Source organism: Aggregatibacter valvarum (genome assembly GCF_980468985.1).
Map to the genome: position 1 here is coordinate 1,343,842 of NZ_OZ413141.1, position 14,432 is coordinate 1,358,273.

13 protein-coding genes and 1 pseudogene are annotated in these 14,432 nt (G+C 42.7%); 11 read left to right on the forward strand and 3 right to left on the reverse strand.

What is annotated here, in order from left to right; all coding sequences use genetic code 11:
* Positions 1-23: 23 nt before the first annotated feature.
* The 4 genes from cmoB (at position 24) to AC30SF_RS06325 (ending at position 5,341) form a co-directional block, all read left to right on the forward strand.
* Complete coding sequence (cmoB, locus tag AC30SF_RS06310; RefSeq protein WP_489607913.1) at positions 24-989, forward strand: tRNA 5-methoxyuridine(34)/uridine 5-oxyacetic acid(34) synthase CmoB; 966 nt, start codon at positions 24-26, stop codon at positions 987-989.
* Between the two features lie 88 nt (positions 990-1,077).
* Positions 1,078-2,376 carry an adenylosuccinate synthase gene (purA, locus tag AC30SF_RS06315; RefSeq protein ID WP_489607914.1) on the forward strand — a complete coding sequence of 433 codons (1,299 nt, stop codon included), beginning with the start codon at positions 1,078-1,080 and terminating at the stop codon, positions 2,374-2,376.
* A gap of 66 nt (positions 2,377-2,442) precedes the next feature.
* Positions 2,443-3,114 carry a DUF484 domain-containing protein gene (locus AC30SF_RS06320; RefSeq protein WP_489607915.1) on the forward strand — a complete coding sequence of 224 codons (672 nt, stop codon included), beginning with the start codon at positions 2,443-2,445 and terminating at the stop codon, positions 3,112-3,114.
* A gap of 640 nt (positions 3,115-3,754) precedes the next feature.
* On the forward strand, positions 3,755-5,341 hold the full coding sequence (locus tag AC30SF_RS06325) for a carbon starvation CstA family protein (RefSeq protein ID WP_489607916.1): 1,587 nt from the start codon (positions 3,755-3,757) through the stop codon (positions 5,339-5,341).
* Between the two features lie 74 nt (positions 5,342-5,415).
* Here AC30SF_RS06325 and nagK read toward each other — a convergent pair whose 3' ends face one another.
* Both nagK and AC30SF_RS06335 read right to left on the reverse strand, forming a co-directional pair.
* Positions 5,416-6,330: an N-acetylglucosamine kinase gene (nagK, locus tag AC30SF_RS06330; RefSeq protein ID WP_489607917.1), complete on the reverse strand. Its 915-nt coding sequence runs from the start codon at positions 6,328-6,330 to the stop codon at positions 5,416-5,418.
* 53 nt (positions 6,331-6,383) lie between these two features.
* Positions 6,384-7,127, reverse strand: coding sequence for a phosphatase PAP2 family protein (locus AC30SF_RS06335; RefSeq protein ID WP_489608312.1), 744 nt, complete (start codon positions 7,125-7,127; stop codon positions 6,384-6,386).
* Between the two features lie 73 nt (positions 7,128-7,200).
* On the opposite strand from AC30SF_RS06335, the gene ribA reads away from it, so the two are divergent.
* From ribA to AC30SF_RS06360, 5 genes and pseudogenes are all read left to right on the forward strand, one after another.
* Positions 7,201-7,854, forward strand: a complete 654-nt coding sequence (gene ribA / locus AC30SF_RS06340) for a GTP cyclohydrolase II (protein ID WP_489607918.1) — start codon at positions 7,201-7,203, stop codon at positions 7,852-7,854.
* Positions 7,855-8,121: 267 nt separating this feature from the next.
* Positions 8,122-8,352: pseudogene (locus AC30SF_RS06345) on the forward strand (vitamin B12 dependent-methionine synthase activation domain-containing protein); the annotation flags it as partial.
* Positions 8,353-8,400: 48 nt separating this feature from the next.
* Positions 8,401-8,868 carry a hypothetical protein gene (locus AC30SF_RS06350; RefSeq protein WP_489607919.1) on the forward strand — a complete coding sequence of 156 codons (468 nt, stop codon included), beginning with the start codon at positions 8,401-8,403 and terminating at the stop codon, positions 8,866-8,868.
* The gene (locus tag AC30SF_RS06355) at positions 8,858-9,565 is read left to right on the forward strand and encodes a caspase family protein (protein ID WP_223894099.1); all 708 of its coding nucleotides are present in this window, start codon (positions 8,858-8,860) and stop codon (positions 9,563-9,565) included. The genes AC30SF_RS06350 and AC30SF_RS06355 overlap by 11 nt, the downstream gene beginning before the upstream one ends.
* A 421-nt stretch (positions 9,566-9,986) precedes the next feature.
* Positions 9,987-10,280, forward strand: coding sequence for a hypothetical protein (locus AC30SF_RS06360; RefSeq protein ID WP_489607920.1), 294 nt, complete (start codon positions 9,987-9,989; stop codon positions 10,278-10,280).
* Between the two features lie 96 nt (positions 10,281-10,376).
* Here the strand turns inward: AC30SF_RS06360 and selD are convergent, their stop codons facing one another.
* The gene (selD, locus tag AC30SF_RS06365) at positions 10,377-11,417 is read right to left on the reverse strand and encodes a selenide, water dikinase SelD (protein WP_489608313.1); all 1,041 of its coding nucleotides are present in this window, start codon (positions 11,415-11,417) and stop codon (positions 10,377-10,379) included.
* A gap of 633 nt (positions 11,418-12,050) precedes the next feature.
* On the opposite strand from selD, the gene accA reads away from it, so the two are divergent.
* Both accA and tilS read left to right on the forward strand, forming a co-directional pair.
* Positions 12,051-13,004: an acetyl-CoA carboxylase carboxyl transferase subunit alpha gene (gene accA / locus AC30SF_RS06370; protein WP_021615598.1), complete on the forward strand. Its 954-nt coding sequence runs from the start codon at positions 12,051-12,053 to the stop codon at positions 13,002-13,004.
* 65 nt (positions 13,005-13,069) lie between these two features.
* Complete coding sequence (gene tilS / locus AC30SF_RS06375; RefSeq protein WP_489607921.1) at positions 13,070-14,380, forward strand: tRNA lysidine(34) synthetase TilS; 1,311 nt, start codon at positions 13,070-13,072, stop codon at positions 14,378-14,380.
* The last annotated feature ends 52 nt before the right edge of the window (positions 14,381-14,432 follow it).

A 14,432-nucleotide genomic window follows, 5' to 3' on the forward strand; every position in this document is an offset into this window, starting at 1 on the left:
CCTTAATTCACCGAGATAACGATATGATCGATTTTCGTCCTTTTTATCAACAAATTGCCACGACCCACCTTTCCCCTTGGTTGGAAACCTTGCCATTACAAATGAAACAATGGCAACAGCAAACCCATGGGGAATATGCCAAATGGGCAAAAGTCGTGGAATTTCTACCGCACTTGCCGGCTTCCCGTATTGATCTTAAAAGTGCGGTCAAATCTGAGTGCAATTCTGCGCTTTCCGATGGCGAACGTCAGCGCATTATTCACCATTTAAAACAACTCATGCCATGGCGCAAAGGGCCTTATCATTTGCTTGGCATTCATGTGGATTGCGAGTGGCGCTCCGATTTCAAATGGGATCGCGTGCTACCGCATTTAGCGCCGTTGCAAGATCGCACGATTTTAGATGTGGGTTGCGGCAGTGGCTATCATATGTGGCGCATGGTGGGCGAAGGCGCAAAAATGGTGGTGGGCATCGACCCGACAGAATTGTTCTTATGCCAATTTGAAGCGGTTCGCAAACTCTTAAATGACGATCGTCGCGCCAACTTGATTCCACTTGGCATTGAGCAAATGCAACCCCTTACCGCGTTTGATACGGTGTTTTCTATGGGGGTGCTATATCACCGCAAATCGCCCCTAGATCATCTTTCCCAACTGCGTGCGCAACTGGTTAATGGCGGTGAATTGGTGCTCGAAACCTTAGTGGTGGACGGGGATGAAAACACGGTGTTGGTACCGATGGATCGCTACGCGAAAATGAAAAATGTGTATTTCATTCCGTCCGTTGCTGCATTGATTCATTGGCTACAAAAAACCGGCTTTAAAAATGTGCGTTGTGTGGATGTCGCCGTCACCTCATTAGAGGAACAGCGGAAAACCGATTGGTTAGAAAATGAATCCTTAATTGATTTTCTCGATCCGGCAGATCACAGCAAAACCATCGAAGGCTATCCTGCCCCGAAAAGAGCGGTTATTTTAGCCAATAAATAGTCATAAATCTCATTGAGATCAAAGGTTAAAAAGAGTAAAGTAAGCAACCGTTGATTTTTATAAACTAGCTTAAAAAAGGCGGAAAATTATGGGTAAAAGTGTTGTTGTTCTCGGCGCGCAATGGGGCGATGAAGGAAAAGGAAAAATCGTTGATTTGCTCACCGACCGCGTCAAATATGTGGTTCGTTATCAGGGCGGTCATAATGCCGGTCACACCTTAATCATCAACGGTGAAAAAACCGTTCTACGTTTAATTCCATCAGGTATTTTACGCGATAACGTCACCTGTTTAATCGGTAATGGCGTTGTACTTTCCCCAGCTGCCCTCATGCAAGAAATGGGCGAATTAGAAAACCGTGGTGTGAACGTACGCGACCGTTTATTGATCTCCGAAGCCTGCCCATTAATTCTGCCTTACCACGTTGCGATGGACCACGCCCGTGAAGCGGCACTTGGCAAAAAAGCCATCGGTACCACCGGTCGTGGTATCGGCCCGTCTTATGAAGACAAAGTCGCTCGCCGCGGTTTGCGCGTGGGCGATTTATTTAATCGTGAAGCCTTTGCCGAAAAACTCAAAAATATCCTTGATTACTACAACTTCCAATTGGTGAACTACTACAAAGTCGAACCGGTTGATTATCAAAAAACCTTAGATGACGTGTTCGCCGTTTCTGATATTATCACCGGCATGGTCGCCGACATCACCACCATTTTAGATACCGCCCGTAAAAATGGCGACAACATTTTATTTGAAGGCGCACAAGGCACCATGTTGGATATCGACCACGGTACCTATCCATATGTGACCAGCTCCAACACCACTGCCGGTGGCGTTGCTACCGGTTCCGGTTTTGGTCCACGTAATTTGGATTATGTGTTGGGTATCATCAAAGCCTATTGTACCCGCGTGGGTGGCGGCCCATTCACGACCGAATTGTTTGATGAAGTCGGTGCAGAAATTGCCCGTAAAGGGAACGAATTTGGTGCGGTCACCGGTCGTCCACGTCGTTGCGGTTGGTTCGACGCGGTCGCCATTCGTCGCGCAATTCAATTAAACTCTATTTCCGGTTTCTGCATGACGAAATTAGACGTGTTAGATGGCTTCGATGAAGTGAAAATCTGCGTGGGCTACAAAATGCCAAACGGCGACATTGTAGAATACGCACCACTTGCCGCGAAAGACTGGGAAGGTGTTGAGCCAATTTATGAAACTATGCCGGGTTGGAAAGAAAATACCTTCGGTGTCACTGATGTGAATCAATTACCGCAAACTTGCCGTAATTACATCAAACGTATCGAAGAAGTCACCGGCGTACCGGTTTCTATCCTATCAACCGGACCGGATCGTGTACAAACCATGATTTTGCAAGATCCGTTTGCTGCGTAAAAACACATAGAAAAATGACCGCACTTTTGAAGTATCAAAGTGCGGTTCTTTTTTGGAGAGTTTTTTATGAATGAGCAGGAACAAAACATCATTACTTATTTGCGTGAACACACCGATTTTTTCACTACCCACCCCGAATTGCTCGCCAAACTATCTGTGGTTCATCCGCAAAAAGGCACGCTATCTTTGGTTGAAGCACAGTTGGAACAGCAACGCCAACACATCAAAACCCTGACGGCATTCTTGGAAAAATTCCATCAACTTGCCTATCAAGAGGCAGACATTTTCTACGCACTCATGCCTTTACAAAAGAAATTGTTTCAAGCGGAAGATTTCCAACGGGGCGAAGAAAAACTGAAACAATGGGCGCAGTCCTATGAATTGGACGGTGCAAAAATATTGCTGTTTCGAGATGCGTGGCAAAAAAATGAAACCATTCCCGAACAATATTGGATTGATCGCAAGGCGTTTGAACTGATTCGCTTGGAACGTCTCGGCTTGCGCCAATTTTACTTGGGCGATTTAAGCAACAAAGAAAAACACCTGATGTTTCTGCCGGAAGAATTTCCCATTGGCTCCGTGGCAATTTGTCTGCTTGGCGCCAAAACAAGTCACAAACCGACCGCACTTTTATTATTCACCTCCCGAGATACGGCTCGATTCCATAACGGACAAGACACCACCTTCTTAAAACACATTGTAGATATTGTGGAATTGCATTTAACACGTTGGCTGTGAATCCATTTAGACTATAAAGTGCGGTGCTTTTTGGCGGCATTTTTCGTTGCGAAAAAGAATCAGACCGCCTTTTCATCTTTCCCACCAACTCTAGTAACAATCCGCACGTAAAACGTGCGGTTTTTAGGCTCCCCTATAAGGGCCTATACTTCACAAGCCCTAAAGAGGCTTGTGAAAACCGGTAATCGTGTTTATTTTCATATCACTGTTTTAGTGAATCGTAGCGTGCAACTTGTTGCACGAAATCATAAATGCCCGAAAGAGTTAAATAACGTTCCGTGCGTAATTTGGTCGTGCATCAAGATGCACGCTACGTATGAAATCGTGAATTACGCATCGAGGTTAATTATTCGTGCAACAAGTTGCACGCTACGAGGGGTTAAATAATCGTCCTATATGTTGAATTTTGGCTCCATACGCATAGCGTATGGTTTTTATAGCCAGACGTTAGCGGCTATAATAAAAAACGTGACCGCCATCACATTTCAAAAAGATATTTCCCGACGATAGATTGCTGTCTGTTTACATCATTCGCCCACCACCCTACAATAGCGCCGCCTTACTCACTTTTGAGTAAATCGTTTAAATATCAATCTGAACCTGTTGTGTTGTAACCGGTTCTTCATATAGGAACTCTCATATGTTATGGTTTTTCTTCTGTATTTTGATGCTGCTTTTAGGCTACTTTGTTTATGGCAAAATCATTGAAAAGATTTTTGTCATTAATCCTAAGCGCCAAACGCCGGCCTACCAAATCAATGACGGCGTGGACTATATGCCCATGTCTAAAACCAAAATTTGGTTAATTCAATTATTAAACATTGCCGGTACCGGTCCGATCTTCGGTCCGATTCTTGGTGCGTTATACGGACCTGTCGCTATGTTGTGGATCGTTATCGGATGTATTTTTGCCGGTGCCGTACATGACTATTTCTGCGGGATGTTAAGTATTCGTCATGGTGGTGCAACCATGCCTTACTTAGCCGGTAAATTCTTAGGGCGTCCAGTAAAAGTCTTTATCAACGTTTTAGCGCTTATTCTTCTTTTATTAGTTGGCGTGGTCTTCGTTGCAAGCCCGGCGCAATTAATGGGTACGATCACCATGGACATCATGGGCGCATCTCAAGGCGCATTGCAATTAGGTGATACCGAAGCGGTTCATAAGGCTGTTGAAGCCGGTGGTTTGAGTGTTTGGGGAATGGACAAAGCAACAGTCGTTTCTGTATGGACAGCGATTATTTTTGCTTACTATATTCTTGCAACCTTGTTACCAATTGACAAAATTATCGGTCGTATTTATCCGCTCTTTGGTGCGTTATTGCTCTTCATGTCTGTGGGTATGGTGTACGGTTTAGTGTCTGCCCATTTCAGTGCAGTAGATCCTATCGAATTCTTCCGTACCGTTGACGCAGATGGTCAAGGCTTAACTTGGGATAAATTTACACAAAACTTCCAAGTGAAAGGCGATGTGCCGATTTGGCCATTATTGTTCTTAACCATTTCGTGTGGAGCATTATCCGGTTTCCACGCAACACAAACCCCATTAATGGCGCGTTGTGCTGAAAATGAAAAAGAAGGTCGTTTCATTTTCTACGGTGCGATGATTGCTGAAGGTATTATTGCATTAGTATGGTGTATGGTTGGTCTTGCATTCTATGAGAACCCGCAAGCGTTACAAGATGCGATCAGCGCAGGCTCACCTTCTAAAGTGGTATATGACAGCTCATTACACTTCTTAGGTTTCGTTGGGGGTATCTTTGCAGTGTTAGGTGTCGTTGTACTTCCAATTACTTCTGGGGATACGGCATTCCGTGCGGCACGTTTACAATTAGCGGAAATTTTCAACATTGATCAGCGTTCATTGACAAAACGTTTGTTCATTGCCGTGCCATTGTTCGTATTAGGTTATTTTGTTTCAACCATCGACTTCAGCGTGTTATGGCGTTACTTCACTTGGGCAAACCAAATGACGGCAATGGTAATGTTATGGACGGCGGCAGCTTATTTATACCGCTATCATAAATTCCACTGGGTGGCATCTATCCCTGCATGGTTTATTACTACTGTCTGTGCAACCTATTTGTATTACAACAAAATCGGTTTCGGTTTAGACTATCAATTGTCCGTTTACCTCGGCTTTGCGACAACGATTGTTTGTGTCGTGTTGTTCTTCGCATTGGTTAAACGCTCCGGCGAAGCGGATCCGGAAGCCTTAGTTAATACATAGGCGGAAGCCAAATAACCGATAAAAAATAGCACCATTTTAGGTGCTATTTTTATTTAACGGGAAAGATTAACAGATTAACGCGATAAAAATAACGCTGCCGCGCCACGCACACCACCGGAATCACCATATTTGGCTTTTTTGATCATAGGCACTTTTGCGCTGCGCATTAAATGTGGCGGTAATGATTTTGGCAACGCCTCATATAAATAATCGAAATTGGATAATCCCCCACCAAGAACGATAAGATGTGGATCGAAAGCCGTAATAATGTTGCCGATAGAAATCGCCGCAAGCTCAATAAAAATACCGACAAAATCCACCGCACTTTTATCACCGGCATAGAAACGTTGAATGATTTCTTTTGCCGCTAACGCTTCGCCTTTCAAATCACGGTATAGCATTTCAAAACCACGGCCGGATAAATAGGTATCCAAACAAGCTTTGTTGCCACAACCGCAATCATAAATCGGTGCCTTATCCCAACCGAGCAGTTTTAATGCGTGGTAGTTCAGTTGTAAATGCCCTAATTCGCCTGCCATACCGGTTTGACCTGAGTAAACTTTTCCGTTAATCACAAAACCGCCACCAAATCCGGTTCCCAAGATTAGGCCTAACACAGAAGGATACTGCGCATTTTCTGCATCCCATGCTTCCGATAAGGCAAAGCAGTTTGCATCATTTTCAGCCCGCACTTCACGATCCAACAACGCCGATAAATCACGCAAAATCGGCTTATTGTCCGCCACGCGAATATTGGTAATTTCCGCAATACCGGTGGATTGATTGACAAACCCCGGAATGCCTAATCCCACAGACCCTTTGCAACCAAATTTTTCATCGGCTTTTTTTACTAAATGGACAATGGTATTTAACCAATCTTCATAACAGTTTTTCGGTGTTTCCACACGCTCGGAATATTGTTTTTCCAACTGAGAATTGAACACCGCCAATTCAATTTTGGTTCCGCCGATATCTAATCCGTACAGCATTTGATTCTCCTTTTAAAAATACCTAAAAAAACAACCGCACTTTTGGCTAAAAATTAGTGATCCACCGGCTTAAAATAATTTTTCTTAGCCAAAAATTGAAAAATCCCTAAATGAATGAGCCAAGCAATCATAATAGAAATCAACAAATCAATCGGGTAATGCATACCGAAACGTAAACGGCTGATGAGCATAAAAATCGCCCAAAGGCTCATAAAACCGACCAATACTTTTGCACGGCGGCTTTTGTTACCGATTAATTGCATAAAGCCCACCGCCAACATGAGCCAGCTGGCAGCAAAAATAGTATGACCGGAAGGAAAAGAATACCCAACTTCTGCAGCATAATGCCCCTTGATCCATTCCGGCACATTACGTTGTGTTTGATAGAATTGGTCAACAATTTGCGCTCGTGCTTGACGATCTTGTGCATAAAACGCATCGGCACTGCTGCCGGTTTGTTCGGTGACATACGTCACGAAAGGACGCGGTTCGGAAAAGGCATTTTTTAAGCCGGATTTCACACCTTGGGTAATAACCATGGAAAAAGCCATAACAGCAACAGCTAAAATCCATTGTTTACGATTGAAAAATAATGGTAAAAATAGCAACGCAAAGACGCCGCAAGTAATGATGGCGTAAGGCACACTGCCACTTTCCGTTAACCAATATAAAGGATGTTCGTAGCTCTCGAAGACGATATTGCCATTCCACTGCCAAGCGGACAGCCAGACAAAAAGAGGGACAAGGCAAAGCAATAATGTATATAATGACAATCTTTTTAACATATTTATAACCATAAATGATAATCGGACTGCCATTTTATCATCAGAACTCACTAAAAGAAAAAGAATCAGGACAAAAGGACAAGTTATGGCAAAAATTGAACTGGTCGCCCAAGCCAATTTACCGACAGAATTCGGTTTATTTAAAATCGTGGGCTTTGAATTTCCGGACACTAAAAAAGAACACGTTGCTCTCGTTTTAGGCGATATTCGCAACAGTGATGAGCCTGTATTGGCACGCATTCATTCCGAATGTTTAACCGGCGATGCATTGCACAGTTTGAAATGCGATTGCGGTTTCCAACTGGCTGCCGCGTTGCGTCAAATTAATCAAGAAGGACGCGGCGTATTAATTTATCATCGTGAAGAAGGACGAGGCATTGGGCTAATTAACAAAATCCGCGCGTATTCCCTGCAAGATCAAGGCATGGACACCATTGAAGCCAATCTTGCTTTGGGCTTCGCCGCCGATGAACGGAATTTCAGTGTGTGTGCCGATATTTTTGATTTGCTTGGCGTAAAAAAAATTCGCTTGCTGACCAATAATCCGGAAAAAATTGACACCATGAAACAAGCCGGTATTAATGTGATGGAACGCGTACCGCTAAACGTAGGTGAAAATCGCTACAACACGGCATATCTGGACACCAAAGCCAAAAAAATGGGGCATTTTATTGTGCATAATGGCGAACAACATTTAATGGAATGCCCCTATTGCCAAGAAGAAGTGCCACAAAAATAACAGAAAAAACGACCGCACTTCTCTGATAGAGCAGATAGAAAATAGCTCGTTTCTCCCGAGCTATTTTTTTGATATAAGACAATGCGCATTTATTTTATGCATTGATTAACTTGTTCTAAAAAATCCATGAAAAAGCTTTGTATTCCCACAATAACTCACGTTTCCTAACGCGAGTCCAGAACATCAATTTCATTTGATTCAGATTTTCACTATTTTCATTAATGAATTTAGGTTATTTATTTTGGGTTAAAAGCACGCGTCAGAAGACGCGCGCTATCTGAGGATTTATTAAAGGTAGAACAACGCATCGGCATGAAACTCACCGAAAGCTACGCCATGTGGCCGGCAGCTTCCGTCTGCGGTTGGTACTTCACCCACCCTGCAAGCAACTATTTCACACTTGGTCGCATTGATGAAGACCAAGCTCAAGATTATGCCAAACGTAAAGGTTGGGATGAAAGAGAGATGATGAAATGGCTTGGAATTGCGATGAAATAGGTATAGTATTCAACGATAAATTACAATAATTCTAACAGGAGCCTAAATATGGAAATTGATACCACAATAATATCAACCTTTATTTCAATTTTTGTTTCAATTTTTGTTTCAGTTGTATCTACCATTGCTTTTAATTTTTTTCAAAGAAAAAAAGAAATGAAAGATTCTCTAGATAAAGAGTTAAGTGAGTTATTAAAACTAGCCTTGGAATATCCTTATCTTGAGAACCCTCATTTTACTAACTGCTGGACAAGTACATATGATCATAATGATGAAAAAGCATTAAGGTATGAAGTCTATGGAACATTGGTATTTAATTATCTAGAAAAATTTTCAGGATTTTATAAACATAATATTCAGAAAATGGAAAAGCATTTAGCTGTTAAAGATTGGGTCAGATTACATTCTAAATACTGGAGAGATCCAACCATCCCAAATGAAAACATAGATACTTATGATTCTAAATTTGTTGAATTAGTTGAAACACATCTAAGAGGATATAACCATGAAGCGTAAAGCTCTTTTAATCGGAAACTCAAATGGGTTATTTGGCGTACAGAAAGATTTATTAGATTTCCAAAAATTTCTATTATCAAATCAGGGCGGTGCTTGGTATAGAAGTGAGATTATTATCATTGAAAAATCTGATCTAAAAACAGTTAGAGATGCAATAAATGGAATAAAAAAAGAGTCTCCTGATTATGTAATTACATTATTTAGTGGGCATGGAGGATATAATCGTGAAACGATTCTTGAATTGTCTGATGGAAAGCTAATTAATGAGTCAGAGCTATTTGGTTTAGCTCCTAAGCAACTTAGTATCTTTGATTGCTGTAGAGTTTCTAATACTGTAGCTCTTTCAGCTAATTTTTCTATGGATAGCTACGATTTATCCGAATCCTCAAAAGAATCTGCTAGAAAAATATATGAGGGAAGAATTCAACAAGCTATTAATCAACAAGCTTATTTATATTCTTGTGCTATAAACGAATCTGCATATGATACATCTCAGGGTGGAATATATCTTCAAAATTTATTGAGTTCAGCTAGAAATTTTGACCAATATATAGAAGAAAATAAAGTTAGTACTTGCCACCAAAAAGCTAAGTATATAGTTGAAAGATCTAACATTACGTCAGGTAAACAACATCCAGAAGCTATATTACCAAGATGCTTATCCTCTCAAGAATTAATTTTATCGATTAACTATTAATTTAAATAAAAATGACGATGGCACACGCTTCCCCGCGTGTGCCTAATTTTACGAAAAAATGCCTCAAAAACTGACCGCACTTTATTTACTTTCTAGGACACGCGTTAGGAAATACGCGCCGGCATGAGCGTTAGTCATTAAAAGTGCGGTCAAAATTTTCAGCGTTTTGATATTTTCTGGGATATTAGTTAATTATTAGGGTGTAACTCAATTCTATCAAATCTCCCCTACCCCTCTTTGCTAAAGAGGGGATTTGGAGCATGAATTTATATTTTTTCGATTTAATAAAATCTTTTGAGAGTTAACTTTCTGAATATGTTGATGATATTAAAAAAAGCTAATGTTTAAACCCCCCCCTCTTTAGCAAAGAGGGGTAGGGGAGATTTGGCAGAATAAAATTACACCCTCATAACTAAATATTTTGAATGCAAAATTATATTTTACCCCCCACGATGGCGAAAGCGTCCTCACTTGCGCCTATCAACTAAAAATGCAGTCAAAAAATCCAAAGATTTTTGAATATTGGTTCTGCCAACGGCTTATAGATAAAATTCACAATGTTTTTATTAAACAGCACCAGCGTGGACGCTGGTTATTAGCACAATCTGTTACGCACGCTTCCCAGCGTGTGCCTCATTGCACAAAAACACCTCAAAAACTCACCGCACTTTATTTACTTTCTTTAGCACGCGTTAGGAAACGCGCGGCAGCATAAATGTTCATGACTAAAAAAATGCGGTCATTTCCTCAAACGTTTTTCATTTCAAAAAACACTTGGGAAAATGACCGCACTTTAATCAACAAATCAATGCTACTTCACCACAATAAATTCAGGTGTAGCTTGTCGTTCAATGAGTCTACCGACTGGATATAGCTCAACACCGGCGTTTTGTGCAACGGCAAAAACCTCTTTTTCCGCTTCCGGTTTAACGGCAATGAGCAAGCCGCCGGAGGTTTGCGGATCGCATAATACGGCTTTTTGTAAATCCGTTATTGGGGCGATTTTGTGTCCGTAGCTGTCGAAATTGCGATTTGTTCCGCCCGGAATGCAGCCTTGCGCGATGTAATCATCTACGCCGTCTAGGGTTTTAATGTTGGCGAAATCCACTTCGGCGTTAAGGTTGGAGCCTTCGCAGATTTCGGCTAAATGCCCTAACAAGCCGAAACCGGTAACATCCGTCATGGCGGTGACGCCGTCAATGTTTGAAAGCTGACTGCCTAGCAAATTCATTTGGCACATCCACTTGGTCGCCAAGCCTTTATGTTCTGGTTTTAATTTGCCTTGCTTTTCCGCGGTGGTTAATACGCCGATGCCCAGTGGCTTGGTTAAATATAAGTGGCAGCCCGCTTGTGCCGTGGCGTTTCGTTTCACTTTTTCAGTGTCGATAATGCCGGTCACCGCCAAACCGAAAATCGGTTCCGGTGAGTCAATGGAGTGTCCACCGGCAAGGGCAATACCTGCTTCCTGACAAGCAAAACGGCCGCCGTCAATAATGCGTTGTGCCACGCTTGCAGGCAATTTGTTAATCGGGAAGCCAAACACCGCAATCGCCATAATCGGTTTACCGCCCATAGCGAAAATGTCGCTCACGGCGTTGGTTGCCGCAATGCGCCCAAAATCAAAGGGATCGTCCACAATCGGCATGAAAAAGTCTGTGGTACTGATAATCGACGTACCATTGCCTAAATCATACACCGCCGCGTCATCCTTGGTGTCATTGCCGACAAGGAGATTCGGGTCAATAAACGGTGCCATTTCGGTATGCAAAATTTCCTCTAAAACCTTAGGCGATATTTTGCAGCCTCAACCGGCGCCGTGGCTATATTGCGTCAGCCGAATGTCGTTTGTTATGACGCATTCCTTCTGTTCCGCGTGCAAAGCCTGCTCTGTCATGCTTACTTCCTTTTTGTTAAACGAATGGCGTAATTATAGCGTGATTGGGTTTAGAATTCATTAATGGAAATGCCTTTTTCAAGACAAAAAGCAGGTGATATCGACAGTGTCAAGAGGTATAAATGAATGTGAAGATGAGAGAAAAAGGGTGGTGAACTAAGCAGAATTGGTCTTAACAGCAAGCGGTTCGCTGCGTCGCGTCCTTGCGGGTTTCTACCTAGTCCACCATTGATGGATGATGGTTTGTAGTTTGCGACATACTGATACTAAAAGTGTTCTATACCTTCAGCCCGCTTATTTCAGGAGACCAATCCTGACTTTCAAACATCTTATCTTGAAAGTGGTTACATAATAAAATCGTTTTAGCAGATTGTCAATTAGCGCATAACCTGATATTTCACGCATTTTTTTCATTTTTCGTTTCACGCGCAAAGGCAATAAATACTTTCATTACATAGCCTTAGCTGGTGTTACCAGATGAAATGGTATGACTTTTATGAAAAAAACGCATAGAATAGCGCGTCCAATTGCACCACTACCAAAATCTTGTTAAAGTGCGGTGCAAAATTTTCACAAAATTAGGAATCACACATGAGTCAAGAATACTTAGATTTTGAATTACCCATTGCCGAACTTGAAGCGAAAATCGAATCTTTACGTGCAATGACAACACAGGATAATGAAATTAATCTTGATGATGAAATTGCCCGTTTGCAGAAAAAAAGCATCGAATTAACCGAAAAAACCTTTGCAAATTTAGATGCGTGGCAAGTGTCAAAAATGTCTCGTCATCCGAATCGTCCTTATACTCTTGACTACATCGAACATATTTTCACCGAATTTGAAGAACTTGCCGGCGATCGTGCTTTTGCTGATGACAAAGCCATTGTTGGCGGATTAGCACGTTTAGACGGCAGACCGGTGATGGTAATTGGCCATCAAAAAGGGCGTACCGTGAAAGATAAAGTAAAACGCAACTTTGGTATGCCGGCACCGGAAGGCTACCGCAAAGCTTTACGCCTCATGCAAATGGCAGAGCGTTTCAAATTGCCTATCATCACCTTCATTGACACTCCGGGCGCTTATCCGGGCGTAGGCGCAGAGGAACGCGGTCAGTCAGAAGCTATCGCTCGCAATTTACGTGAAATGTCCACCCTAAAAGTACCGGTGATTTGTACTGTGATCGGCGAAGGCGGTTCCGGCGGTGCGTTAGCGATCGGCGTAGGCGATAAAGTCAACATGTTGCAATACTCCACCTACTCCGTGATTTCGCCGGAAGGCTGCGCTTCTATTTTGTGGAAAAGCGCCGACAAAGCTTCCACCGCGGCGGAAGTCATGGGATTAACTGCCAGCCGTTTAAAAGAACTCGGCTTAATTGATAATATCGTACCGGAACCGTTGGGTGGGGCGCACCGCAATTACGATGAAATGGCGCAAAACTTGAAAAAACGCCTGCTCGCCGATTTAGACGACCTTGACGTCTTTGACACAGAAAAGCTGCTAGAACGCCGTTATCAACGTCTAATGAGTTACGGCTACGTATAAAAAAAGCTTCATTTAAATCCCTCCCGAAGACGGGAGGGAATGTCCTCTACCCGTGCCATTCGCCTATGCTCCTCGACTGTTTTTCACAGCAATTACAACGGCTTGCTCCAAACCAAACTCACTTTCTTATCGGGTTTAGCGGTGGTTTGGATTCCACCGCGCTGCTCGCTTTATTTGCAAAACTTCGTGAAAAACAACCGCACTTTCAGCTGCGCGCCATTCATATTCATCATGGATTAAGCACCCATGCCGATGCTTGGTCAGCACATTGCCAACAAATTTGCCGCCAATTTCGTATTCCGTTGCAAATTCAACACGTGAACGTCAGCACAGAAAAGGGCATTGAGGCAGGAGCCCGCCAAGCCCGTTATGAAGCCATTGCACAGCAGATTTTACCGACTGAATGGCTCGCCACGGCACATCATCAGCAAGACCAAACGGAAACATTTTTCCTTGCCCTAAAACGCGGCAGTGGCGTGCAAGGCTTAAGCGCTATGCCGTCGAAAAGCAATGTTTACGGCGTACCTATTTTTCGCCCCTTATTGAATTTTAGCCGCCAACAATTACTGGCGTTTGTACAACAACAAGGGCTAAGTTGGGTTGAGGACGAAAGCAATGAGGACAATCAATACGATCGCAATTTTCTGCGTAATGCCGTGTTGCCTGAATTACGCCAACGCTGGGCGCATTTTGATTCTGCCGTACAACGTTCCGCGCAACATTGTTATGAACAACAACAACTGCTTAATGAGCTGTTAGCGGAAGAATATCAAAAAAACATCGTGAAAAATGACCGCACTTTTAACCTGCAAAATTTCGCCGACTATTCGCCGGTGAAACAACGCGCCTTGTTACGCTTATGGTTGCAAGATTGGGGCGTTACCCTCCCCTCTCTCGTGCAATTAGAGCAAATCATATCGGATGTTATTTTCGCGAAAGTCGATGCGCAACCGCAATTTCGCCTAGACGATAACATTGTCCGCCGCTATCAACACCGTTTATTTCTCACGCCGAGATTTAACGATATTTCACAGGAATATATTGAGGCAACATTTGAACACCCTATTTCCTTGCCGGATCATTTAGGCACGTTGTTACTGAAAAAAACAAGCGAAAAAATGACCGCACTTTGGCAAGACGAAAATGGGAAAACACATCAAGAAGCATTAAATTTACCCTTAGAGGGAACGAAAGTTTGGATTCGATTTCGTTATTCGGGCAAGGTGAAATTAACACCAAACGGCATAAATAAAGACATTAAAAAAGTGTGGCAACAGTTGAACGTCGCCCCTTGGCAACGCCAACGCATTCCGCTGATCTTCTACGATGATAAGCTACAAAGTGCGGTCGGTTTTTTCACTGTTTTTCAAGATTAAGGCAAACAAAAAGGCGCATTCTCATGCGCCTTCGTTATCTTTATCGTTGTCT